The organism is Arsenicibacter sp. R0_47 (genome assembly GCF_057652235.1).
On the sequence record NZ_JBYFCJ010000020.1, the window covers coordinates 72,564 to 97,736 of the forward strand.

At 54.2% G+C, this 25,173-nt stretch carries 15 protein-coding genes; 7 read left to right on the forward strand and 8 right to left on the reverse strand.

Annotated elements, in window-relative coordinates:
• Positions 1-99: 99 nt before the first annotated feature.
• Positions 100-4,245 (reverse strand): GEVED domain-containing protein, encoded by a 4,146-nt coding sequence (locus tag AC23NW_RS25345; RefSeq protein WP_487452971.1) that lies wholly within the window; start codon positions 4,243-4,245, stop codon positions 100-102.
• 167 nt (positions 4,246-4,412) lie between these two features.
• Here AC23NW_RS25345 and AC23NW_RS25350 point away from each other — a divergent pair, with 167 nt between their 5' ends.
• Entirely contained in the window at positions 4,413-4,997 is a 585-nt protein-coding gene (locus tag AC23NW_RS25350; RefSeq protein WP_487452973.1) for an HD domain-containing protein, read from the forward strand.
• Positions 4,998-5,156: 159 nt separating this feature from the next.
• Here AC23NW_RS25350 and AC23NW_RS25355 read toward each other — a convergent pair whose 3' ends face one another.
• The 3 genes from AC23NW_RS25355 to AC23NW_RS25365 form a co-directional block, all read right to left on the reverse strand.
• On the reverse strand, positions 5,157-10,832 hold the full coding sequence (locus AC23NW_RS25355; RefSeq protein ID WP_487452975.1) for a beta strand repeat-containing protein: 5,676 nt from the start codon (positions 10,830-10,832) through the stop codon (positions 5,157-5,159).
• A gap of 124 nt (positions 10,833-10,956) precedes the next feature.
• Positions 10,957-11,499, reverse strand: coding sequence for a phage tail protein (locus AC23NW_RS25360; protein ID WP_487452977.1), 543 nt, complete (start codon positions 11,497-11,499; stop codon positions 10,957-10,959).
• A gap of 100 nt (positions 11,500-11,599) precedes the next feature.
• Positions 11,600-12,394 (reverse strand): hypothetical protein, encoded by a 795-nt coding sequence (locus AC23NW_RS25365; RefSeq protein ID WP_487452979.1) that lies wholly within the window; start codon positions 12,392-12,394, stop codon positions 11,600-11,602.
• 262 nt (positions 12,395-12,656) lie between these two features.
• On the opposite strand from AC23NW_RS25365, the gene AC23NW_RS25370 reads away from it, so the two are divergent.
• The 4 genes from AC23NW_RS25370 to AC23NW_RS25385 all read left to right on the forward strand — a co-directional run bounded on the left by AC23NW_RS25370 (position 12,657) and on the right by AC23NW_RS25385 (position 15,388).
• Positions 12,657-13,157, forward strand: coding sequence for a hypothetical protein (locus AC23NW_RS25370; RefSeq protein WP_487452980.1), 501 nt, complete (start codon positions 12,657-12,659; stop codon positions 13,155-13,157).
• 137 nt (positions 13,158-13,294) lie between these two features.
• Complete coding sequence (locus tag AC23NW_RS25375; protein WP_487452982.1) at positions 13,295-13,942, forward strand: hypothetical protein; 648 nt, start codon at positions 13,295-13,297, stop codon at positions 13,940-13,942.
• The gene (locus tag AC23NW_RS25380; protein WP_487452984.1) at positions 13,918-14,712 is read left to right on the forward strand and encodes a sensor histidine kinase; all 795 of its coding nucleotides are present in this window, start codon (positions 13,918-13,920) and stop codon (positions 14,710-14,712) included. Before AC23NW_RS25375 ends, AC23NW_RS25380 begins: the two co-directional genes overlap by 25 nt.
• Before the next feature lie 10 nt (positions 14,713-14,722).
• Positions 14,723-15,388 (forward strand): response regulator, encoded by a 666-nt coding sequence (locus tag AC23NW_RS25385; protein ID WP_487452985.1) that lies wholly within the window; start codon positions 14,723-14,725, stop codon positions 15,386-15,388.
• Positions 15,389-15,486: 98 nt separating this feature from the next.
• Here the strand turns inward: AC23NW_RS25385 and AC23NW_RS25390 are convergent, their stop codons facing one another.
• Positions 15,487-17,013, reverse strand: a complete 1,527-nt coding sequence (locus tag AC23NW_RS25390; protein WP_487452987.1) for an FG-GAP repeat domain-containing protein — start codon at positions 17,011-17,013, stop codon at positions 15,487-15,489.
• A 95-nt stretch (positions 17,014-17,108) separates the two neighbouring features.
• Here AC23NW_RS25390 and AC23NW_RS25395 point away from each other — a divergent pair, with 95 nt between their 5' ends.
• Complete coding sequence (locus tag AC23NW_RS25395; RefSeq protein ID WP_293833228.1) at positions 17,109-17,552, forward strand: DMT family transporter; 444 nt, start codon at positions 17,109-17,111, stop codon at positions 17,550-17,552.
• A gap of 168 nt (positions 17,553-17,720) precedes the next feature.
• Here AC23NW_RS25395 and AC23NW_RS25400 read toward each other — a convergent pair whose 3' ends face one another.
• Positions 17,721-19,019 carry a RagB/SusD family nutrient uptake outer membrane protein gene (locus AC23NW_RS25400; protein WP_487452989.1) on the reverse strand — a complete coding sequence of 433 codons (1,299 nt, stop codon included), beginning with the start codon at positions 19,017-19,019 and terminating at the stop codon, positions 17,721-17,723.
• Between the two features lie 2 nt (positions 19,020-19,021).
• The gene (locus AC23NW_RS25405) at positions 19,022-22,138 is read right to left on the reverse strand and encodes a SusC/RagA family TonB-linked outer membrane protein (protein WP_229201746.1); all 3,117 of its coding nucleotides are present in this window, start codon (positions 22,136-22,138) and stop codon (positions 19,022-19,024) included.
• A gap of 271 nt (positions 22,139-22,409) precedes the next feature.
• Here AC23NW_RS25405 and AC23NW_RS25410 point away from each other — a divergent pair, with 271 nt between their 5' ends.
• Positions 22,410-23,624, forward strand: coding sequence for an MFS transporter (locus tag AC23NW_RS25410; RefSeq protein ID WP_071502886.1), 1,215 nt, complete (start codon positions 22,410-22,412; stop codon positions 23,622-23,624).
• 51 nt (positions 23,625-23,675) lie between these two features.
• Here the strand turns inward: AC23NW_RS25410 and AC23NW_RS25415 are convergent, their stop codons facing one another.
• A complete protein-coding gene (locus tag AC23NW_RS25415; RefSeq protein WP_487452992.1) occupies positions 23,676-24,998 on the reverse strand; it encodes a PQQ-dependent sugar dehydrogenase in 1,323 nt (440 codons plus the stop codon).
• Positions 24,999-25,173 lie beyond the last annotated feature (175 nt).

A 25,173-nucleotide genomic window follows, 5' to 3' on the forward strand; every position in this document is an offset into this window, starting at 1 on the left:
TAACGATTTCACGGTGCATCTTTGATGTAAAGAGGTTGGGGGGGTTACTTTCTTTTTCTTTTTGACTTGCCGGTTGGGTCCCCGCCAGTCGGCAAAAAACTACCGGCAAGCCTCACCCGCCACCGTCACTGAATACGACGCCTTACAATCGCCGCTGCCTACCACAAATGTATAGGTCCCCGGTTTGGTCACATTAAGCCCCACTGACTCATACTGGCCCACAGCCCGGTAAACCGTCGAAAAAACGTAGCCATCCGGGCCGGTAAACACAAACGAATCACCATAAGCATTGGCCATAATCCGGACTACCGGCTGGCGGCAACTCAATACCCCGCTGGCCGTAACCGACGACGCCACCGGCGGCAAACCGCCCGAACCAACCGTCACCTGACCCACGCCCTGACAGCCCGGACCGGTCGGCAGACTGGCGACAACAGTATAGCTGCCCGCCGTTGTTACACTGAATGTTCCGGTTGGGTTTACCTGAAGCACTTCGCCTCCGGAAAGTAACGAGTAGCTGGTTCCTGAACCGGCCGGAACACTAATCACTGACGATGCTTTCCCGCAACCAATCGGTCCGTCAGACATAACGGTCATCGGTACTGATTGATAACTCACCCCTACCTCAGTGGTCTGGCTGGTCGTACAGGAGCCTCCCCGCGACAGCACGAGTGTATAGGTTCCGGCCTGTGTCACATTCGGCGCCATGATCTGGTGATTGATGTCGCTGCCAAACGTCTGCGCATAGGTGAAACCACCCGGACCGCTAATCTGATACCCCAAACCGACCCCACCCGCCTGCAACGCTACGCTGGTCAGTGAACAGGTTAGTGTACTGGTAGCGGAGAAACTGCTGACCTGCACGGGTACCCCTTCGCTGATGGTGCCGCTGAACGTTTTACTACAGTCGCCGACGACACAGGTAGCCGTATAAACCCCTGCCGTTGACGACACAAACGTATTGCCAGTCAGGCTCTCCGGCCAGTATACGGTGCCGTTTGCCGGACAACCACTGGCCGTCAGCGTTACACTGGCAGCAAGACACTGATTACCCGAGCTGACACTGAACGCAGCCGGATAAGACACCTGATCAATAGCAATCGTTGTCTGGCTTGAGCAGCCGTTTGCCGTTCCGACCAGCACACTAAACATACCACCCTGCGTAATCACGGCCGTTCCGGACGTATTCTGCGTTGACAAACCGGGGCCGGTAAACGTATAGGATGTTCCCCCGCCTGCGGTCAGGGTCAGACTGGTTTGCTGACAACCAATGGTTGTATTGCTGCCGGCACTTAGTGTCGGAATGGGCGCATTCTGATCTGATGTAATACCAATCGTCTGACTGGCGGTGCACCCGTTTGGTTTCGCTACCAGGACGGTATAGGTATCTGCCTGCGAGACCTGGAATATACCGGTTGCAGATTGTTGTGCGCCCCCCGTACCGGTTAATGTATAACTGCTACCGCCCGTTGCGGTCAGGGAAAGCGTGGGATTGGTACAGGTCAGCGTGGTCGATGGTAAAACCGACAATACCAGTACCGGATCAACCTGATCGGCGTCAATCGTTGCTGAAGCCGTGGCCGTACAGCCGCTGGCACTGGTCACCGTAACTGAATAAACACCACTCGCACTCACGGGTAGTGTCATTCCGGTACTACCGTCTGACCACAGAATAGCCGTTTCAGACGTTAAAGCAGTCAGGGTCAGCGACGGGCTTGCGCAGGTCAGCGTGGCGCTCGAAGGTGTCAGATCTACGGTTGGAAACGAAGGGTCGTTGGCAATAACAATTGTTGTTGTTCCGACACACCCGTTGGCATTTGCCCCCGTGACGGTGTATGTGCCAGGTACGTTGATCACGGCCGTTCCCGAGGCATCCTGACTAAGAATGCCCGGACCGGCAAACGTGTACCCCGAACCGCCCGACGCCGTCAGCGTCAGCGATGGTTGCAGGCACGTCAGCGTCGTTGAGCTCCCCGAGGTGACGGACAGTACCGGATTGGCAAAAACGGTAGTTGAGGTAGTTGCAGGCTGCCGGCACCCGTACGTATTCGCCGCCGTCACTGAGAATGTCTGCGGACCGGCAGTCTGGACAGGAACCGTCCGTGTGTTACCGCTGCCGGCCAGTACCCCGTTGGCCCCTGTGAAGGTGTAGGAAAACAGCTGACTGCCTTCTGTAGCCGTCGCCGAGAGGGTAACTGTCTGGCCCTCACAAGCCGAGGTGCTCGTCATCGTTAAAGCGATGGACCCGCTGAAGACAAACGTAGCTGTTTCGGCACTGGTCAGAGCCGGCGCCGTACCAACAACCCGTAACTTATAGCCGCTGCCGGGCGCTGTCGCCTGCGGAATGGTGGCCGTTACCGGGCTACCGGTCCCCGTCCCGATAATGGTTGGCGAGCTGAAACTCCCTGCCTGATCGGATAGTTCAATCCGGTATTCGTTGCCCTGATCCGGCGTAATATTCGTTGAAAAAGAAACCGGAAACGTATTGGCGGCGTAACAAACGGCACTGATACTGCTGGTTATCGTCATAGCCGGCTTCACAAAAAGTAAGTAATCCTCTCCTTCACCCGAACTATATTCGACACAGGGGTCCTCAACAACCCCGCTACCCTCATACCGGCTGCGAATCCGTAAACGGACGTTACCGGACGTTGCCGATAAGGGCACGGTAAACTGTCCGGTTATCCGGGTAGTACCATTCATGACATCGCCTGTACTTTGATAAACCCGCTCACCGGCATCTGTGAAATCAGTATTGTTGTTGGCGTCAATCCAGATGGCAATATGCTGGCTATAATAGCCAGCATCATAACCGGTATTCATGGTAAAATTGTATGTCGTACCCGGCGTCACCGTGGCAGCTGTCAGACCGGTAAAGTCACCATATGCGTTTGGCGAACAGCCGCTATTGCTGTTCTCAATCAACACAACATTGCTGGTCGTGGCTACTCTGAAATTATTAATATTCCGGTTGACAAGGCACGTTGAACCATATAACGGCGCGCAATAAGCAGGCATACTGACCGATTGGCTATTCGTACTGTAATTCGCTTTACTATTCGATGGTTTAACCCGGTAGTAGTACGTCACGCCTTTGGTAGCCGAACGATCGGTATAGGTTGTGATATCGGCATTTACCCCGCCAATGGCCAGAAATCCGGATGCCGGATCGGTTGACCGCTCAATGATATAGCCGGTTTCGTTCGTTGAATTATCGGTCCATGTCAGCACAACACCTACCGCCACCGCGCTGGAAATCAACGAAGCAACCACATTTGACGGGGCCGCCTGCGCCGTTTCGGCACAATCCAGCGTGTACTGTTTAGCCGGGTTTGCGTTCGGGACGTTATTAATAGCGAGAGCCGCGTTCATCCGGGCATATTGGCCGGCCGTAAACCGGTTGGTTGCACAGAAGTAGTAGCCCATGATATTGTCAGGCATCGGCACAAAAGCATCGCCGTTGGCATCAACCGCCGTAATACCGGCCCCCGTCGTCGAACAATCTGTCAGCTTACCATTATCCAGATTATAGGGGTCAGCCGGTGTATCACAGATATAGTCCCCTTTTGTGTCGCAGTTGGCCGATAAACGCGGAGCGATCTCTGACGGATTCCGGGTTACCAGCTCCCGATCGGCAATATTGGCGGCGTCGCTGTTATTAAATGTATGCGGCAAGTTAAAGTAATGCCCCAGCTCATGGGCCAGCGTTTTATCATCATCGGCCTGCCCGTTCAGCACAAACGTCCGGTTATTGACTTTATTCTGAGTAGCCCCGAATGAGAACCCGCCAACCCCGCCGAGGCTATTACTGAAATAAATGTTATGGGCATTATCGAGGTTATTGGCGTTGGTAATAGCATCGCGGTCAAAATTCTGCGTATCCCAGTTATACATTGCCGTATTGTTAATGTAATTAGGGGTGTTAGCCGGTGTACCACAGATATAGAACTGGATATTCGCATTTATAAAATACTTGTTGCAGATCGCCAGCGCGTTGTTGAAGGACTGCATGGACAGGTTTGTCACCCCTTCATTAGTCCGGACAAAGTGAGGTTTTACAGCAATGTACACCGGCCCCGAACTGGCATCTTTGTTGACCATGCCTCTGAACTGGCGAATCAACTGCTGCGCTATTTGTTCATCAGCGGGTTTCAGGGTTCCATAGCCGCAGGGAAGCTGCTGTGCAACTACAGGATAGTTAATTGCTACTAAAAGCAGCAAGAGCCATCGTAAAGGTTTATGCATATACGTTACGGTTAATATAGAAGCACAAATAAATTAATTTATGTTCAAACCGACACCTCATGTCTCAATAAATATCATATTTCGTATACCTAAATTCATATTTGTTTACTTCATCCGGAATATTAACCAAACTGCTATATTTATGCCCGAACCTGTTTGCATTTCCTATGGACCTGATCACTGCCTGCCAGTATATTCTGGATGAGCTAACCCGGAAACTCTCCCCTGATCTGACCTATCACTGCGTACAACACACCCTTGATGTGGTTGAGCAATCGGCGCGTCTGGCAGCAGCCGAAGGGATAACGGATGAGGAGACGGTAGCTATTCTACAGACAGCGGCGTATTACCACGATGCCGGGTTTATCCGGACGTATGATGATCATGAGGAAGAAGGATGCCGCATGGCTCAGGCCATTCTGCCGGATTTCGGCTATACAACCGGTCAGATTGAGGCGGTCTGCGCGCTGATCAGGGCGACCCGTATTCCGCAGTCGCCGCAAAATTTACCGGAACAGATTATTTGTGATGCCGACCTTGACTATCTCGGCCGTACTGACTACTCGATCATCAGCCAGACCCTGTACACTGAGTGGATCACTTATAATAAGCTCCCCGACCCTGCCCGCTGGCTCCCGATTCAGGTAGCGTTTCTGGGCAATCACCGCTATTTCACCCAAACTAACCAGCTTTTACGCGAGCCCCTAAAACAACAGGCCCTCGAACAAATCAAAGCCATGCCGGCGCTATAATCCGGTACTCACCATCATTGTGCTCCTTCGTTTCTTTCCGTCTTCGTGGTCTAACCAAAAAAAATCGGCATCAGGATTCCTGACGCCGATTCCGGTTACCTATTTGACCCGATCTGGCCGGGTCTTTTCACGCATCCATCAACATGCGCTCTCTACTTGCTATTCATTACAGGCCGTGCCGGTGAGGCCGGTCGTTAACGTAGTTTCACAATTTCCGCTGTAGACTTTCAGGGTATAGGTGCCGGGTTGCCGGGCTCCGGTAGCCGTAATAATCCGCGAGCCTGCCGTACGGAATACGCTGGTAAATACGAATCCGCCCGGCCCTGTAATCACGGCCCGATCCCCGACAATCGATGCGGAGAAAGTGACCTGACACATGCCATTGCCCAAGGTACCACCCGCCGCAAAATTTCCGGCAGTTGGCGGCACACCTCCGGCCGTCACCGTCACGGTTGTGCTACTTGTACAGCCGCCCGTACCAATCGCAATGATGGTATATTGACCGGCAACCGTAACGGTGAACTGGCCGTTCGTATTTGTTTGCTGATACGCAGCCGGCCCCAACGCGGTGAAAGAGGCAGCGCCTGGTGCCGACGCCATGATTTGTACACTAGTTGTGCCGCAACCTAACGCCCCGTTAACTGTAGCAATCAGTCCCGTAAGGACGGTATTACTACTTACCTGCGTACTGGTCGTAGCCGTACAGCCGCTGGCATTTGTCAGCGTCACACTATACGGTCCGGCGGTAGTCGCCAGAATCGTACTGGATGTTACGCTGGTCGACCAGACGGCGGTTCCGCTGCCAATAGCCGTCAGGACCACCGTTGGGCTGGCGCAGGTCAGTGTGGCATTCATCGGTGTAATGGAGACGGTCGGTGCTGAGGTACTGCTCTGCACCGTAACCGCCGTGGACGCCGTGCAGCCGTTGCTGCCCGTGACCACCACCGAATACGTCCCCGCCGACGACACCGCCAGCGTGTTGCCTGCCCCGTTCTGTCCGCTGCTGAAGGCGTAATTTACAGACCCCGCCGTTGCCGTCAGCGTTACCGTTGGACTGGCGCAGGTCAGCGTCGCGTTCATCGGCGATAAACTCACCGACGGGGCCGTCGTGTTGCTGTATACCGTCGCGGTCGCCAATGCCGTGCAGCCGTTGCCGCCCGTCACCACCACCGAATAGGTCCCCGCCGCGTTCACCGTTGCCGAAGTACCGCTCTGGGCCACCACGCCCGGACCCGAAAAACCATAGCTCAGCCCACTGCCCGTCGCCGAGGCCGTCAGCGTTAAGCTCCGGTTGGTGCAGCTCAGCGTACCGCTCTGGCTGGCCGACAGACCCACGCCCGCCGGCGCCGTGGTGCTGCCGGTGACCGTTACCTGTGCGGTTGCCGTGCAGCCCGAGGCGTCGCTGATGGTCACTGAATACGGACCGGCAGCATTGACTACCGCCTGATTGGTTGTACCGATCTGGATGGCCCCGCCCCCGAAGGTGTAGGTCAGGCTGGCAGGGGTGGCCGTCAGCGTCACCGAGGGCGACGGACAGCTGATGGCGCCGCTGGCCGTCAGGTTCCCCGAAATGACCGCCGTACTACTCTGGACCGTAACCGCCGTGGACGCCGTGCAGCCGTTGCTGCCCGTGACCACCACCGAATACGTCCCCGCCGCCGACACCGCCAGCGTGTTGCCCGACCCGTTCTGCCCGCTGCTGAAGGCGTAATTTACAGGCCCCGCCGTCGCCGTCAGCGTTACCACCGGACTGGCGCAGGTCAGCGTTGCATTCATCGGCGATAAACTCACCGACGGGGCCGTCGTGTTGCTGTATACCGTCGTGGTCGCCGATGCCGTGCAGCCGTTGCCGCCCGTCACCACCACCGTGTAGGTCCCCGCCGCGTTCACCGTTGCCGAAGTACCGCTCTGGGCCACCACGCCCGGACCACTGAACACGTAGTTCAGCCCGCTGCCCGTCGCCGAGGCCGTCAGCGTTAAGCTCCGGTTGGTGCAGGTCAGCGTACCGCTCTGGCTAGCCGACAGACCCACGCCCGCCGGCGCCGTGGTGCTGCCGGTGACCGTCACCTGTGCGGTGGCCGTGCAGCCCGAGGCATCGCTGATAGTTACTGAATACGGACCGGCAGCATTGACTACCGCCTGATTGGTTGTACCGATCTGGATGGCCCCGCCCCCGAAGGTGTAGGTCAGGCTGGCAGGGGTGGCCGTCAGCGTCACCGAGGGCGACGGACAGCTGATGGCGCCGCTGGCCGTCAGGTTCCCCGAAATGACCGCCGTACTACTCTGCACCGTAACCGCCGTGGACGCCGTGCAGCCGTTGCTGCCCGTGACCACCACCGAATACGTCCCCGCCGCCGACACCGCCAGCGTGTTGCCCGACCCGTTCTGCCCGCTGCTGAAGGCGTAATTTACAGACCCCGCCGTTGCCGTCAGCGTTACCGTTGGACTGGCGCAGGTCAGCGTCGCGTTCATCGGCGATAAACTTACCGACGGGGCCGTGGTGTTGCTGTATACCGTCGTGGTCGCCGATGCCGTGCAGCCGTTGCCGCCCGTCACCACCACCGTGTAGGTCCCCGCCGCGTTCACCGTTGCAGAAGTACCGCTCTGGGCCACTACGCCCGGACCCGAAAAACCATAGCTCAGCCCGCTACCCGTCGCCGAGGCCGTCAGCGTTAAGCTCCGGTTGGTGCAGGTCAGTGTACCACTCTGGCTGGCCGACAAACCCACGCCCGCCGGCGCCGTGGTGCTGCCGGTGACCGTCACCTGATCAGTGTCTCTGCACCCTGCCGCATTACTGCCCGTTACAGAATATACTCCGGCGGTATTGACCAATGCCGTTCCGGCTATCGCGTTTTGACTGACAATACCGGGACCGGCAAATGTATATGAGGATGCCCCGGTAGCTGTCAGCGTCAGACTGGTTTGCGAACAGGTCAGACTCCCGCTCAGATTAGCCGTCAGGGTCACTGTTGCCGAAGCCGGATCAGTCAGGGTAATGGTCCGGTTGTCGGTTATGCGGCAAGGACCGCTGCCGTAACTCAGGGAAAAGTTGCTGTATGTACCGGCCATTAGCCCGGTAACAGCAAACTGCCCGCCCGAAACGGTCACCGTTTTCGGACTTCCGGAGCCGGTATAGCTTAATGAATAGGTACCGGCAGGTAGCGTGGTCACAAACGTCAGACTCCCGGCTCCCTGGCAGGTTGCCGGATTGGCGGAGGCACTCATGGCCATCGTCGCACAGCTTACTGTTAAATTATACGTATTGCTCACCGTCTGACACGTGTTACTGTTGGTCGCTGTCACACTGATCGGGTACGTGCCTGCCTGCGTTGGTGTACCGTTAAACGTTAAAATTGGTGACGTATTTGATGAAAGCGTGATACCCGGCGGCAAGGTACTGTAGGCAAATGTAAACGGCGCACCGGCTCCGGATGCCGTGAACGACAAGGCATTTGCCAGCGCGTTGCCTGCTATGGCTGTTGTCAGGACAGGCGCCGCAATTACCGGAGCCACACCAGCCGTGATCGTCCCGCTTGCAGTTGTCGAACAGGCCCCGATGTTGCAGGTTGCGGTATAAACACCCGCTAACGTATTCGAATAAACGTTTCCCGTAATACCATCCGGCCAGTTAACTGTCCCGCCTGTACAGCCACCAGCCGTCAGCGTCAGAGCACGACCGGCACAGGCTGTTCCCGAGCCGGCGACGGTGAAGGTCACCGATGCCGCATTGGTCGATTCGTATGAACCGGCATCACGGGCAGCCCCGATCTGCGTATTGCCAAACATATCCGTAGTGATGGTGCTGGATACCGCCGCATTAATGGCCGGACTGAAACAACCCGGGGGCACCACGGGCAGACACTCCCCGGATACGGTAGTCAGCGAACCCAGTGCCAGCGCTGCGCCTACATTCTGTTTATCCGAAGCAACCGGTGTGAAACCGGCACCAGTGATATTAGCCGCATCAGCATCACCGGCAAAGACGTTTCCGCCTCCGGACGTACTGTTCAGCGAACCGCTGGATCCCCCGAAATAAAGTGGATTATCCAATGAAGGGCCAAAAACATTATTTTGCAGATACAACGTTTGTGTCGCGGTAAATCGATTAGACTCAATCAGATAGGTTGCATTTGGCAGGTTAAATGTTGTGTGAAGCACCGATAAGGAAGAAGTCCCTCCAAACACAGCGTTTTGCCGGATTGCCTTTGCTATAGGGCCATTCCCTCCAATAACAGTATTTTTTAGCAACAGAACTCCTCCTACCAAATCAAATACCATATTGGTAACACCAGTTTCATGCCTTACCGACGAATTTGTAATAACAGCAGCCCCTTGATCCCTGAAATAACCAGCACTTCCCAGGGTCGCGGAATTATCATCAAAAAAGGTCTCATTTACACTGACAAACGCTCCTGCTGAATAAATAGCCCCTCCTGAACCTGCCACATTATTCCTGAATATACACCGGTCTGTAACCAGCGTACAGCTTGAAAATGAGGCAATAGCGCCACCAAGATCATTCCCGGAAGGCCCGTTCCCGTTCGCTATAGTCAGATCCCGTAACGTTAATTTACCGGCAGTCTGGGCAAAAATCCCGAATTCGGTGACACCTGTACGAGAGATTGTTGACCCTCCTGTACCTGCTGAGGGACAAAGTATACTTCCCCCGGCAATGGTACCGCTAAACGTTACTGTGGGCAAAGCCGAACTAAGGCCAATCGTTTGCTCCGTTGGCAGCGTAATCAGCATCGGGCTGCAGGTAGGTAAGGCATTGGCCTCCTGAATAGCTGCCCGCAGCGTACAGACCCCGCCCGCCGTCCGGCAGACGCCATCGCCCGGATTAGCATCGCCATCATCGAGGGTGCTATTGACGGTAAAACCTGACGAACAGGGAATGAGATCAATGCCGGTAACGACCGTTGCGTTTGAGGGCGTAAAAAAAGTAGCCGTCGTATTGGCCGGGAGTGTAATCTGTTTGATCACCCCGCTTGTACCGTTATTGTCGGTTAGCAGAAGCTTACTCTCTCCCAGATTCAGCGCAATTTCGCCGATACCAGTCACAAAATCGGTAGCAATCCGGACATCGTTTGAGCCGCTCAGATCAATGCGGCGTACTTCATCATGACTGGCAGACGAAATATCGTTGAACGCATAATACAAATAGCCGTTGATGTGATCAACAGCAAGGCCGCGGACGGCAAAGCCTGTGGGAATTGTGACAAAATAGGTTGTTGCGCCTGAGTTAAGGTTCGTACTGAATATCCTTGACGCAGACGTATTCCGGTCGCCGACATACGCGCGGTTATTGACCAGATCCAGCGCCACGTCGCCGATCGACGATGCGAAATCAGCAGCAACCAACACATCGTTTGTCCCCGACAGGTTTATTCTTCGCAGCTGATCGGTTGTTTTACTACCGTTATTATCACTCAGTGTGTAATACAACCGGCTATTTGTATTGTCAACAGCCATGCCCTGTACGATGCTGGATGTATTGAGAAAAGTCGTAACACCTCCCGAGATCATATCGACTTTATAAATCGCTCCGCCGGTCGCCAGCCCGTTTGAGACAAATACCTGTTTGTTAACCCGGTCAACGGCAATAACACCGATATTATTGGTAAATCCGGTCGCAATCTGCCGGTCGTTGGTACCGTCTACGTTTACACTGCGCAACTGGTCATTATATGTGGCGTTTGAGCCGTCACTGACGGCGTAGAAGACCTGCGCACGGGCAGTCGAACAAAGACTCAGAATAATAAGGCATAGCCGTAAAAAGGAATTAAGCTGACAGGTACTATACCGTTCAGTGCGTCGTAAATAATTGTGCTGCATTGGCTTAATCAGATCAAAGAGTAAGTAGTCAACCAGTTGAGTGTTATATAGACGTAAGTAAGCTGAATAGCCCCGGCAAGTACCGGAGCTATCAGTCAGCGCATGGGTGGTATAGTGGTAAATGTTATCCCTGGCTTGGATAAATTCCCTGCAGGGCAATGCAGTAGTTCATGGTCAGGTACGGCTGCATGTTATCATGTGGTAAACTACCGCCAGACGTACTTACGGACATCGGATTCATAAAGGACATCGGTTGTGTGCCGTACGTTTTGACAGTTACAGTGCCTTCGCCCGAGTCAAGCACACCGGTTGATTTGGCCAGATAGTTGTTATTCGGATCATTGGTTGACGCCGTCCCTTCAGAGACCATCAACATGTGATTATGCTGCGGCATGTTGCTGACGAACAGCGTAACATGTTCCTCGCCGGATGCCTGCCCCATTACGTAACTGGACAGCCCCGGCCCCTGACCTCTGCCATTCGGGACACGCCCCCTGAGATCCGGTAAAGCGAAGGTGTTTACGCCATCCCCGCCATAGGTTGTCCCAAGCAGCGCAAACAAAGCTGAGTTGCTGGCAATTGAGAGTAAACGCCCATCACAAATTGCCCAGCCTCTGGGTACAATGCTAAAGGCAAACAGGCAGACTGTGCCAATAAATGGTTCCATGATACATTGATAGTTAAAGGGTTCAGGAATAGAACGGAATTGGATATAGCCGGAAATCAGGCCGGAAGGATCCTTCCGGCCCTCATCAGTTCAGAATGAATCAGATGCCGCCGGTCGGCGCACCACCAACCAGCAGATTCACCAGTTCTGTTGTCTGCGCCGTTGCCGCCTTACGTACCACAACAAGCCCTACATTGTAGTAGCCGGCATTGTCTGAGTAGTCTTCATCAAACGCCAGAATGTGAACCGCTCCGGTAATGGTGGCAGTCGCCTGCATCCGGCCATTGTTGCTGCTGTCCGGATTAGACGAATCGTTGGTGACCGGGCATGGGAAAAAAGCGTTTTTACTCTTTGTATCGCTGCTGTAGTACTTGTAAAGACGGCCATCGCCTTTGGTATCGCCCGTCAGGTAATAGTCGTCTGTTGCATAAATCGGCCCGTGTGATTCCGGCATACAAACAATAAGTCCGCCTTCGTTCTTAGCATAGTCACCCGTACCAGGGTCACAGCCGTACATATCCCGGCGTTTGTTACCCAGTTCATCCGGAACAGCCTTCATGATGGCATCTACGCCGGCATTCCAGGTGGCGACAAACGGAGCCGTTTCGGGCTGTGCAATCACGAGGGCCGTGCCGACAGCGGCGTTTGCAATGCCAACAATACCTTTAACAAGCGCCATATTCACCTTATCAAAGGATGCTATCCCCGACGCGTCGTAAATAATGACAGTATCGCCTGCCTGTACGTTGTCGATCGTAATACCTGTATCATCATTGGCCGGAATCGATGCCCAGATTTTAAATCCGGAAATAAAGTCGCTGCCAATTTCATTCGGTAGTGTTACGCTTGGCGTCATAGTTTGTGCGCCACTTGTGGTTGCAAATTCAGTAGTCATAAAACGTTTTGTTTTAAAGATTTAGGGTTGACTGTTTACTTTAAGCTGTTAATCGTTTTTCAAGCGCGTTTGAACGATACAAAGGTCGTAGATTGGTAACAGAAGCTTGTACGCAAAAAGGCCCGTTTAAAAAAACAGGTGTTTATGACGGAGGAAATCAGGTATTTATGCGGGTATCCTGAAAACAGGCATTTTTACGGGTAGTAAAAACCTATTGCCGTTCTACTTTTGCCGGTATAGCACGTTTATGCTTTACTAAACCATGTCTGAACAAAAACAAAATGACGAATGGGTACCGATGTCGGTGCCGGTACCGCTTGCCCAGGAATGGATCGGCAACTGGATCAATGCCAACGCGGATGGTGACCATCTTGACCCGCGCGAAATGCGGGCGTTTGTTGTCCGCAAGGCCGACTTCGTCGAACTCCTGAATCAGGTCGATACCGAATACATACGGATGTATGTCGGGCGGAAAAACGAAAAAAACGAAGCTACCGGCATCGAACACCTGCGTCCGTGCCTGCTGCTGGTCAGCGCCGCAACCCGGAAAGATGTCATGGTTGTCAATGAAGGCGAAGATCCGGATACCATCATTGACCTTATCGGCGAACGGACGGTGGCAAACCCGGCCGGCAACGTTGAAGATCCGGCCGAAACCTTCGATTATCAGGTGTTTGATTTTACCCGTCCTTGCCCGCCCCGCTGCGACGATGAAAGTGATTTGTTCATCACCCGCGACAGCGAGGACGAAAGTTTTTGCTAAAAAATGAATGAATAGTGGGTAATGAATAATGGATAATGAAGGTCACACCACTCCGTCAATCAATCCCATACAGTCTGGTTTAGTAACCGGCCCTTAATCATTATTCATTTTACATTCTCCATTATTCATTCACCTGCATGGAATCTTTTTTTCTCTGGATGTTCGATTATGCCGGTTGGTTTATTGTCCTGTCCGTCAGCTCTGCGCTGATCCGGCGGAGAAGCCTGACCGGCTATCTACGGTTTATTTTTCTGCCCCTGTCCGTTTCAGCCATTGCCGAAGTAACGGGGCATATCCTGAGCCGGATGCACATCCCGAATCTGTTTGTCTTACATATTTATACCATTTTCGAATTCAGTGCATTAGCCTTGTTTTACCGGGCTTTTTTCGGCACATTTTACCCTTCCCGGCTAGTACCGTGCATGATGTTTTTCTTCACAATGGCATCAGTTGCCAACAGCATCTGGCTACAGCCGCCTGATACATTCAACGGCTATGCCCGCGCCCTGGAAGGACTTTTTGTGATGATTCTGGCCCTGATGTGTTACTACAAGATTCTCGTTGATCTGGACACGCGGAATTTATTTCGTAATCCGGTTTTCTGGATAAATACAGGTTATCTGTTTTACTTTGCCGGTACGCTTTTCCTGTTTATCCTGAGCAACCTCCTGCTTCAGGAAAGTGAAAGGTTAAATTTTATCTCGTGGGGAATGCATGCCACCCTGGTATCGCTCAACCACGTGTTAATAGCCGTCGGCATATGGCAAGCACCTCAACGTCATTAGATTTATTTGTACTGATTTTCGGCGGAGCCCTGGCCATGCTCATTCTGGTAGCTGGCGTAGTGGCTTTTACTGTTTTATACCAGAAACGTATTTATAAACAAACCTTGTTGGTCAAGCAGATGGAAGTAAAACACCAGCAGGAGCTCATCTACCACACGTTTGAGGGCATCGAAACCGAGCGCAAACGGGTAGCCCGCGACCTCCACGACGATATCGGGGCTGCTCTGTCGGCCATGCGTCTGCTGGTGGGGCAGATGATCAGTCAGCAAGGTCAGACAGAAGTACTTGCCGAGCGTTGTAAGCAGCTGATCGACAACACCATTCAAAGTGTCCGCACCATTTCAAACGACCTGTTACCCCACGGCCTCGAAGAATTAGGGCTGGCGTATAGCCTCGAAGGGCTTTGCGAAGATGCCGCTAACCTGACCGATGCCGACATTACCTGCGACGTCATTGACCTGCCGCAGGCGCGGCCTAACCTAAACCTGCTGCTCTACCGCATCGTGCAGGAACTCCTGAACAATGCCGTCAAGTATGCCGGAGCGACCCAAATCAGTATCCGGCTCGCCGAAGAAGGCGATGACTATCTGTTTGTGTATACCGATAACGGACAAGGGTTTAACTTTACGGAGGCGTATCAGAAAAAAAGCCTCGGCCTGAAAAATATTGAAACGCGGGCGCAGATGCTGGGCAGCCAGGTACTGTTTCAGACGGCTCCGGCGGCAGGTCTGCGCGTGTCGATTGCCATCCCGAAATCCAGTTATCTTTAGTTTTTGCGTTATGATCCGAATTGCCATTGCCGATGATCAGTTGCTGTTCCGGCGCGGAATGGTCTCCATTATCAATCAGTTTCCCGAAATTGAGGTCGTACTTGAGGCCGACAACGGGCAGGTACTCCTAGATGCCCTGGCCATTGCTGACCCAAAACCCGATGTCGTACTGCTCGACCTGTCGATGCCGGTCCTGAACGGCGTAGAAACGACCAAACTCATCCACCAGCATCACCCCGGGCTGCGGATCATTATTCTGTCGGTATACGGTGAAGACCGCTTCGTGTCGCACCTGATTGATCTGGGCGTAAATGGCTATCTGTTCAAAAATGTGGAGCCTAATGAAGTTGAACAGGCCATCCGGACGGTCATGGAGCAGGATTTTTACTTTAATCAGGCTTTTCTGAATGCCATGCGCAGCCGGATTAATAAAAAGACCCGCCTGCTGCTCACCGACGATATTCCGTCACTGCTGACCGTGCGTGAAAAAGAAGTGCTTCAGTTGATCTGCAAACAGCTGACCGCGCAGGAAATCGCCGATACCTTATGCCTGAGCACCCGCACCGTTGAAGGCCACCGCAATAACCTGCTTGAAAAAACCGGGGCTAAAAACACGGCCGGTCTGGTTCTTTTCGCCATTAAACACTGGCTCGTTGATCCGAATCATCTGATTTAAAGCGACTACCTTCCAGGAACAGGGCCGCCTGGCGACCGTCCGCGGCTGCGGTTCTAAACTTCCTGGAAGGTAGTCGCTAACTTTCGGGGAGTTACAAATCACTTCCGTTTATTCTCCAGCACGACCAACCCGTTTGACTGCTGTCGCCACTGCGCCTTATAGCGTTCCGGCGTTTTGGTGACGGAAAAATGGAAACTGCCCAACAGCAGGTCATCATCACCATCCTGATCATAATCAGCGGCTTCCATGACCAGCCACCGCCCCTGATTGGCCTGTGGAAACGTGCGGGGGGTAAACACCTGCCTCCCGTTATTCTCGAAATAAACGAAACTCTCCGGATTCGGCCCGTCGTAGTCGGGGAAAAACGCAATGGCCGCCAGATCCATATCGCCGTCCTGGTCAAAATCGCGGGCCACGACCTGCGTTGCCCCGTGCAACGGATAAAACCACGACTCCGTAAAGCTGAATTTGCCGTCGTTCAGGTAAATCCGGACGCCGTGGTAGGCTTTCAGCGAATACGAATAATCGGCGTTATCGCCGTTGGTGTAGATCAGGTCTTCGTCGCCGTCACGGTCGATGTCGGCCAGCTCGATGGACGACGACCCATAAACCGGCGGAAACCGTACCAGCGTTTGTTTGATAAATTTGCCTTTGTAGTTTTTATACCACGCAACCTGCTCATCGCCCTGCGCCAGCAAGGCAATTACGTCCGGCCACCCGTCCTTATCAATATCGCGGATAATGGTCTGGCGCGCACCCGGCACCGGGTCGATGACCTCCTCCCGGTAGCCCGTCGCCGTTTTCATGTACGCGCTGAGCTTACCGGCCAGATGCCCGAACTGACAAACAATGTAATCGGGTTGGCCGTCCTTATCAAAATCCTGCGAGACCATCTGCACCGGCCGGCGTAACTGCGGTATCACCTGCGTCTCGGGCTGTCCGGCGCGGGCGGGTGTGGCCGCAATTTTTCCGATTGCCTGATTATCCGGGTCCATATGCCCCATCAGCAGCCAGTCGTAGCCCTTTGCCTTGTTGACCAGCACATCGGCGGGTGTACTGCTGAGCCGGACCGAATCCGTTACGGCCAGCGCCGGACTGACAAACTGCGCATAATTCATGCGGTCGCCGACGATGATCTGCCGGTGGACGGCATCATACCGCACCAATGTCGTCAGCGGTACAATGCGGGGCGAAGGCTCACGAACCACAAACAAGGGTATTTCCGGTTGAATGGCCGCTTTTTTGGCTTGCGGGACCGGCGTTGCCGGTGCGTTTGTCGTGTAATAGTCAATGATTTTAAGCCAATCGGCCTGTGCCAGTACCGGTTCCATCGGGTAAGCCCCAAGCTGTGCCCCTGCCTGCTGTTCCTCCATCTGCGCATTGTAGTTCATAACCGACAGCGTATCGGTCAGAAAACCGAGGCGGAGCGCCATTTTCGGCAAAACGCCCTTTTCCCAGATCGCTTTAGGCAACAGTTTCGGTTCCGGAAAAGCATGGCAGCTGCCGCAGTGCAGCTTTGCCAGTTCTTCGCCGCTCATATCGCTGGCGTCGGTTTTGTTGCGGCAATTGGTCAGCACGGTACCGGCTACCAGCAGGCCTCCCCAAAACCACAGGTTCCGGGCCATAAATTGCGTATTAAGGGTATATTTTTGAATTATTCGGGAAAGAAACATGCGGCAAGTTAATCAACCAAACGGATTCCTCTACTTTTGCCGGTACTATGTCATTCATCTACTACATTCTTGCCTTTCTGACCGGTATCGCCAACAGCACACAGTCGGGGGTAAACTCGCAGCTCCGGCTTGCCCTGCAAAATCCGCTGCTGGCCGCCGTCGGCTCATTCGGGGGTGGTTTTCTGTCGCTGCTGCTGCTGCAATTCACAATTGGCAGTCCGTTGCCTTCGCTGGAGGTGCTCCGGCAGGTCAGCTGGTGGAAATGGACAGGCGGGCTGCTGGGGGTCTTTTACGTCTGTTCGGTGATTATTTCGGTGCCGAAAATCGGGCCGACCAACCTGCTCAGTCTCAGCGTGGCGGGCCAGTTACTGGCGGCGGTTGTGCTTGAACATTATGGCTGGGTAGGCTTCCGCGAACATGCGGTCAATGGCTGGCGGATGCTGGGTATCCTGCTGATTATTCTCGGGGTGGTACTGGTGGTGAAGAATTAGGGGTATAAAAAGGGCGACCACGGGCGAAATGGGCAAAAAAAGGGCGACCACGGGCAAAAAAAAGGGCGACCACGGCCTAAATAGCGAAAAAAAGGGCGACCACGTGGGGTCGCCCGTACGGGATATCGGAATATTGAATATCGGAATATGGAATGATTGATCCGGATTTTATTGCGGATCGGTTTTCGGTGTATTCGTGTTGTTATCCGCTTCTGTCCGTGGATACGGCATGAAGTTCCGGTTACGTTCTGAACCGGCAGCGCCTGGACCCGGACGACCAAACCGACGGCTGTCTTCCAGCCGTAAGCCGTTGAAGGCCAGTTCAATGTTCCGGTTGCGCAGGATTTCCGTCAGCACGGCCGCCTGCGTCTGTGCTCCGGCATAGGCTGGCAGGGCCGCACCAATTCCGTAAATATCCTGTGCAGCGGTTTTCGTCAGTACCTTGTTCAACTCCGTTACGGCATTGGTCAGATCACTCTTGCGCGCATAGGCTTCGGCTCTGATCAGGAGCATTTCGCCCGGCGTATAAACCGGCACCGCCGCATTGTTGGCGGTATAGAATCCCGTCCCGAGGTTTTGCGTGGCCGTCGGATTGGAACGAACCAGGAATGACAAACGCTTATCAGCCGCATTCGGCGCTAAATCACCGGTCAGGCCCAGGGTCGCGTTCGTAGGTTCAAACACGTTTTTGTTGCCGAACGCCGCTTCAAATACCGGATTCCGTGTATTGTCATCAAAGTTAAACACCGACTTCTTCGTCAGATCAACTTTACCGGCAGCGGCCAGAGCCTTGTCGTAGTCACCGGCAAACAGGCTGTACCGGGCAATCAGGGCCTGAATTGTATTAGCCAGATCAATGCCCGGCACAATCTTATCCGTGAACGTTGTCGTTACCGTTACCCCGTTAAGCTGCGTGGCCGCACTTTCCAGCGTCGCAATGGCTTCTTTCAGGATCGTAGCCCGGTCAACAAACGGTGCGTTTTCGGCGGTAGTGATGGGAGCCTGCTCAAAGAACTGGGCCAGTGTGCCCAGTGCCAGCGCCCGGAAAACCGACGCGTACGCCACAATACCGGCCTTTGTGCCCGCATCGGCCGCATTACCGGCGTTGGCCAGCACCAGATCGGCATTGGCCCGCACCAGCTGGCAACGGGTCCAGATGTTGGTTACCGTACCATTACCGCGTAACACCGAACCGGCACCAACGCTGAGGTTAAACTCGTCGAGGTTCCCCACGTTCAGTACGGTCAGCTCTTTGGTCGACAACCCGCCGATGGCCATTGTGGTATACAGCACACTGGCAGCGCCACCCGTAGTGAACCGGTATTGCAAGCCGTTACACAGCGTAATTAACCCGTCGGTCGAGCTGACTACCTGCGGCTGACTGGCGGTGCTGGGGTTCAGGTATTCCTGCGTACAGGAGTTCAGTGTCAGCGCCAGCAGCGAGAGGATGAGAATGTATTTTTTCATGATTAGAAAGTCGCTGAAAGTTTGAGTTGATACGTACGCGGGATCGGTACGTTCCCGAAATCGACACCCCGTAACAGATCGGTTGTCCCGCCGGCATTAGTCTCCGGATCAAAACCGTTGTAGTTATCCCATGAGATCAGGTTACGGCCAACCAGCGCAACCGTAAAGTTGCTCATGCTTTTCACCAGTTTCGGCAAGCCATAGCTCAGCGAAATCTCCCGCAGCTTCACAAATGAGCCATCATCTACCCGCCATTCCTGCGTATTATAAATCGAGAAGATATAGCCTCTCGGAATTTCACCTTTCAGCTCTTTTTCGGCGTAATCGCCGATACCAACCCCCTGACGTGTCCGTTTGTCGGCGTTAAACACGCTGACGCCCTGCACCGCATCAAGCAGAATGTGCAGGCCAACCCGCTTGTAGCTCAGGTTTGTGTTAAACGAGCCGGTCCATTTCGGATTCGGATTACCAATAATCACGTTAACCGTAGGAGCCGAGTAGTCCGGTTGTCCGTCGGCGCGGCGTGACGGTGTATAGGTTGTTGAGCCGGTTGTCTGTACACCACGCTCCTGCTGCGAAAACTTCTGGCTTGTTTCCAGCAATGAACCATCCGGGTTACGCGCATAGGTAGTTCCGTAGAACACACCGGCCGGCTGTCCCTGAAGCAAATAAACCGGTGCACCGGCCGCATTGTCGATGGCAATTACCGGGCTTCCCAATGACAGCACCTTGTTGCGGTTGCGGTTGAAAATCACCGTAAAATCCCAGCTGAAATCACTGGTTTTTACCGGCGTTACGTCCAGCATAATTTCCACCCCTTTGTTTTCCATCGTACCCACGTTATTCACGATGCTTGACCCGCCCGACGATGGTGCCAGGACGCGGTTTACGACCAGATCCTTGATGTTCTGCTTGTAGGCCGTAATGCCAATGCCCAGGCGGTTATTCAGGAACGAGAGGTCAACCCCGCCTTCCAGCTCGGCCATACGCTCCGGCCGTACGCGCGGGTTAGCAAGCGTAGTGCCCGGTACAATTGTGTTTTTACCCAGGAAACCAACCGGACTGAACTGGTAGAACCGGCTGTAGGAACCAATACCCGACAGGTTACCGGCCTCGCCGTAGCTGACACGGAATTTCGCCCCGTTCCACGCCTTGCTCAGGCCTGAGTTTTTCCAGAAGTCAAAATCCGACAGTACCAGCGAGCCGCTCAGTTTCGGATACAGCTGATTGGTCTCCGTAGCCGAGAACTTCGACGAACGGTCGCGGCGGACAGCGGCCGTCACGAAAGCCAGATTCCGGTAACCCAGCGTCGCCTGTGCAAAATAACCGCTCAGGTTATACCGGTCGAGCACGTAGTTGGCCTGCACCGTCGTGCTGGCGGCACCGGCCACGGTCTCAATAAACGGCGACAGGTTCTGACCCGACGCAATCGAATAATCCTGCTGGCTGAACTGGTAGTTGAACCCGACAATGGCGTTAAACTTAAACTTCTCGGCAAACGTCTGTTCGTAGCTCGCGTTGATGTCGGAGTTCAGCAACAGCACGGTATTGTTGGCCGTAGCGGCAAAGCCCAGCGGGTATCGGGCCGCCGGTAAACCAGCCTGCGCCTGATACGGGTAGGGCCGGATATAACTTTTACCAACCTGCCCGTAGGTATCTACACCCAGAATATAATCGATGCTAAGGCCCTTGACCGGTGTCAGGTTCAGCTGTACATCGCTGATGGTCCGGTTCACGGCCTGGGTAAACTTCATGTCCTCAATCGTCGAAAGCGGGTTCACCCGCGTTGGTTCAACGGCTTTCAGGTTGCCCGAAGCATCCCGCTGGGTAAGATCCCAGAGGTTATTGGTGATGTTTACCGCGTTGATCGGACTGTAGAATACATTGCCATTGGCCTTTTCGTTCGAGAAGCTGTTGGCATAGCTCAGCCCCGCCGACAGCTTGGCCCACGTTGCCAGCCGCTGATCGACCCGTGCCCGCAGGTTGTAGCGGGTAAAATCCGTGCCTTTGATGATCCCTTCGTTTTTCAGGTAGTTGAACGAGACGAAATACTGGGTATTGTCGCGGCCTCCCGACACCGACACGGCATCATCCGTGCCATAACCGGTCCGGAAAATCTGGTCGAAGTAGTTGTAGCGGGTGACGTCAACCAGGTTGGTCGCCAGGTTAGTAGTTGTCCCGTCACGCTGAAAACCGGTTGTTGTTACCGCGCCGCCGGCCGTTGCTGCACCAATGGTATGCAGACGCAGCGCGGCGGTACCGAACTGTTTGCCATAGGTATTGATCGGGACACTCTTCCGGAGTTCGTTGATGTTAAAGCCAAACGAAACCGACACTTTCGGTGCCCCGGTCTGCCCCCGTTTGGTCGTAATCAGCACGACGCCGTTGGCCGCCCGCGACCCGTACTGAGCAGCGGCCGCCGCCCCGTTGATGACGTTGATGCTTTCGATATCGTTCGGGTTCAGGTCGGCGAGCCGGTTCTGGCCCGGGTTGGCCTGTCCGATGTCGTTGGCCAGTGCAATCTGTGACACGTTTACGCTGGCATTGCTGACAATGACCCCGTCGATTACATACAGCGGGTCCGACGACCCAATCAGCGACTTGATCCCGCGCAACCGCACCGACAGCGCACCGGCCGGATCACCCGAGTTCTGGGTAATCTGTGCACCCGGCACTTTGCCCTGCAGTGAGTTCAGCAACCCTGCCGACCCCGACTGCGTCAGATCCTGTCCCTTGATCGTGCTGATCGCATTGCCAAGCTCCCGGCGTGTCGTCTGAATCGTTGATCCCGTTACCACGACCTCATCCAGATTCATGACATCTTCGCCCAGACTGGCATCAGTCGTAATGCTCTCGGCGCTGCCAATCGCCACACTCTGTTTCTTCGGTGCATAGCCAACGGCACTGAACACAAGTGTTGCCTGACCGGCCGGTACTGCACCGGTAAATGAATAATTCCCGTCTGCATCCGAAGCTGTACCAAGCGAGGTGCCCTGAACCTGCACCGTGACTCCTGGGATTCCCTGCCCGTTCCTGTCGGTAACGCGTCCTTTAAACGTGGTGCGCTGGGTTTGCGCCCACAGCTGGCCTGATACTAACAATGGCAGCAGTAACGCCATGAGCCATTGTACGGGCCTGTAACAAGGTAAGTACTTGTTTGTCATAGGTATAACAATAAAGATAGATTAGCACAACCTGATGTGTTGTTATGCGATTTACGTATTAAGCGAATGTGAAGCAACAGGACCGGCGAAACTAATTTTGTATCTATTCTTTGCAATACATTGTATTTGTTTAATTCCAATTTACCGATAACCAGACGGGCGGTTTTGTGACGATTGGATGGGACGGGGTGTTTTGGATTGTCGCTGAAAAACCGACCTTTGCGGCATGATTGCCCGCACATTACGTCTCTACCGCAACGCTTATACAGGATTGGCACCGTCTGTCTGGCTTTTGTCAGGGGTTATGCTTATCAACCGCTGCGGCACTATGGTTCTGCCTTACCTGACGCTGTACCTGACACAGCACCTGCATTTTTCGGTTTCACAGGCGGGGGTGGTCATGGCCGTGTATGGTACCGGTGCCTTTGTCGGCACATTTCTGGGCGGTAAGCTCACGGATCGGTTCGGCTTTTACTATGTGCAGTTAATAAGTCTGTTTGCGGGCGGCGTTTTTCTGCTGGGCCTCCAGTATGTCAGCAACTTTTACGCCATCTGTGCCAGTGCCTTTATTTTTACGCTGCTCGGCGATACCTTCCGGCCGGCCAATTCGGCGGCCATTGCCCATTACAGCCATGCCGATAACCGGACGCGGGCCTACTCGCTGAACCGGCTGGCGATTAACCTGGGCTGGTCGGTCGGCGGCGGACTCGGCGGTTACCTGGCCAGCATCGACTACAGCCTGTTGTTCTGGGCTGATGGCTTCACCTGCATTGCCGCAGCGGCCGTACTGCGTTTTTTCCTGCCCCCACCTGCCCGTGTGGCGACCGGCACTAAACATGCCACGGCTACAACTGAGGTGAGTCCGGCCCAATCGCCCTACAAAGACCGCTATTTTCTGGGTTTTACCGGCTGTACCTTACTTTACGCCATTTCGTTTCTGCTGCTGTTCAGCCTGATTCCGCTGTATTTTAAGGAAAAACTCCTGCTGGATGAATCACAGATCGGCATGCTGCTGGCCCTGAACGGCATCCTGATCGTGATTATTGAGATGGCGCTGGTTTACACAATTGAACAAAAGTTTGCACACCATAAAACCCTGATTATCTGCACCGGCGTACTGCTGACCGGGTTCTCTTACCTTGTCCTGCTGATTACCCCGCTGGCAGGCATTGCGTTGGTGTTTACGATCATTACCACATTCGGCGAAATGCTGACCCATCCCTTTCTGCAATCCTTTGCCGTCAGCCGGTCAACGCCGCAGACGCGGGGGCAATACCTGGCCCTGCACTCGATGGCGTTTGCGCTGGCGCAGGTGACAAGTCCCGCACTTGGCTCGTTGATTGTGACAACGGCAGGTTTTGGTCTGTTGTGGACGGTTATGATGGGATTGTGCCTGGTTTCAGCCACGGGCTACTGGTGGCTATCCCGCCGGTTTGCATAAAAAAAACGGGATCGCCTGACCCCGTTTCTGCATTGTTGCCTTATTACCGGCTTATTTGGCAGCCGCTACGCGCCAGATGCGGTTCCCCGAATCATCGGCCACCAGCATCGACCCGTCGGGCATAACCGTTACGCCAACCGGCCGGCCATAGACATCTTTATCGTTGGCTACAAATCCGGTCAGAAAATCTTCGGGTTTGCCATTCGGATGGCCGTCCACAAACGGAACGGCAACGACCTTATAGCCAACCAGCGCGCTCCGGTTCCAGGAGCCGTGCTGACCGATAAATGCGGCATTATGGTACTTGGCCGGAAACGCGTTCTGATCGTAAAAAGCCAGCCCCAGTGAAGCCGTGTGGGATCCCAGCGGTACATCCGGCAAGAGTGCTTTTTTGACCAGGTCAGGGCGTTCGCCTTTACGGCGCGGGTCTTCATGTTGACCATAATACGAATACGGCCAGCCATAGAATGCGCCGTCTTTCACGCTGGTCAGGTAGTCCGGCACCAGTTCGTCGCCGAGTTCATCGCGTTCATTAACAGCCGTATATAACGTTTTACTGCCCGGATACCAGTCCATGCCCACCGGATTACGCAGGCCGCTGGCATAAATCCGCTCGCCGGTCCCGTCGGGGTTAATTTCCAGAATAGCCGCCCGCCGTACTTCATTATCCATGCCGTGTTCGGCCACGTTACTGCCCGACCCGACCGAGATGTAAATCTTGCTGCCATCGGCATTGGCAATCAAATTGCGTGTCCAGTGGTTGTTATAGCCACCCGCCGGCAGCTCCAGTATTTTCTTACCGGCACCGGTAATTTTGGTCTGCCCTTCCTGATACGGGTAACTCATGAGCCCGTCGGTATTGGCAACATAAAAGGTATTCCCCACAATCAGCATCCCGAACGGCTGGTTCAGCCCCTCCAGAAACGTTGTTTTTGTATCCGGCTTGCCATCCTTGTTGGTATCCCGGAACAAGGTAATGCGGTTAGCGCTTGCCCCCAGCCGCTGCGAGTTCGCCTTACCCGACAACACCGATCCGATTTTTTTCAGGCCTTTTTGCTCCGTATTGGCTTCTGCAACCAGTACATCGCCGTTGGGTGCCACGTACATCCAGCGCGGATTCACCAGATCGCGGGCGTATTCGGTGACCACAAAGCCTTCCGGCGCCACCGGTGTTTTACCCTCCGGCCAGCCAATTACATTACTGAATTTCTTCTGCGATTTTGATTCGTCAGGGGCTGGCAGCTGCGGTGCTTCGGGCGTCCAGGCGGTTGTAGCGGTAGAGTCGCTGGTTGTCTCGCTGTTCTTTTTCCCGCCGCAAGCGGTTAACAGGGCAGCCAAAGGCATTGCCATCAGCAGGTATTTTTTCATATCCATTGAGCGAAAATTTAAATGAACAATGTAAAATGAACAATGAATAATGTGTGTCGTCAAAAGCCCGATGGTTGGTGCTTCATTTCACATTATTCATTTCACATTATCCATTATCCATTATCCATTATCCATTATTTATCCCTCTAACTGCCTGCCGGTTGTTTGGTTCGGTTTTCTG

Coding starts and splice junctions, on each gene's coding strand:
- AC23NW_RS25400 (WP_487452989.1), bottom strand. CDS start 19,019: ATGAAAAAATACATTCTCATCCTCTCGCTGCTGGCGCTGACACTGAAC.
- AC23NW_RS25365 (WP_487452979.1), bottom strand. CDS start 12,394: ATGACTACTGAATTTGCAACCACAAGTGGCGCACAAACTATGACGCCA.
- AC23NW_RS25350 (WP_487452973.1), top strand. CDS start 4,413: ATGGACCTGATCACTGCCTGCCAGTATATTCTGGATGAGCTAACCCGG.
- AC23NW_RS25380 (WP_487452984.1), top strand. CDS start 13,918: ATGGCAAGCACCTCAACGTCATTAGATTTATTTGTACTGATTTTCGGC.
- AC23NW_RS25410 (WP_071502886.1), top strand. CDS start 22,410: ATGATTGCCCGCACATTACGTCTCTACCGCAACGCTTATACAGGATTG.
- AC23NW_RS25385 (WP_487452985.1), top strand. CDS start 14,723: ATGATCCGAATTGCCATTGCCGATGATCAGTTGCTGTTCCGGCGCGGA.
- AC23NW_RS25345 (WP_487452971.1), bottom strand. CDS start 4,245: ATGCATAAACCTTTACGATGGCTCTTGCTGCTTTTAGTAGCAATTAAC.
- AC23NW_RS25370 (WP_487452980.1), top strand. CDS start 12,657: ATGTCTGAACAAAAACAAAATGACGAATGGGTACCGATGTCGGTGCCG.
- AC23NW_RS25360 (WP_487452977.1), bottom strand. CDS start 11,499: ATGGAACCATTTATTGGCACAGTCTGCCTGTTTGCCTTTAGCATTGTA.
- AC23NW_RS25375 (WP_487452982.1), top strand. CDS start 13,295: ATGGAATCTTTTTTTCTCTGGATGTTCGATTATGCCGGTTGGTTTATT.
- AC23NW_RS25415 (WP_487452992.1), bottom strand. CDS start 24,998: ATGGATATGAAAAAATACCTGCTGATGGCAATGCCTTTGGCTGCCCTG.
- AC23NW_RS25405 (WP_229201746.1), bottom strand. CDS start 22,138: ATGGCGTTACTGCTGCCATTGTTAGTATCAGGCCAGCTGTGGGCGCAA.
- AC23NW_RS25395 (WP_293833228.1), top strand. CDS start 17,109: ATGTCATTCATCTACTACATTCTTGCCTTTCTGACCGGTATCGCCAAC.
- AC23NW_RS25390 (WP_487452987.1), bottom strand. CDS start 17,013: ATGGCCCGGAACCTGTGGTTTTGGGGAGGCCTGCTGGTAGCCGGTACC.
- AC23NW_RS25355 (WP_487452975.1), bottom strand. CDS start 10,832: ATGCAGCACAATTATTTACGACGCACTGAACGGTATAGTACCTGTCAG.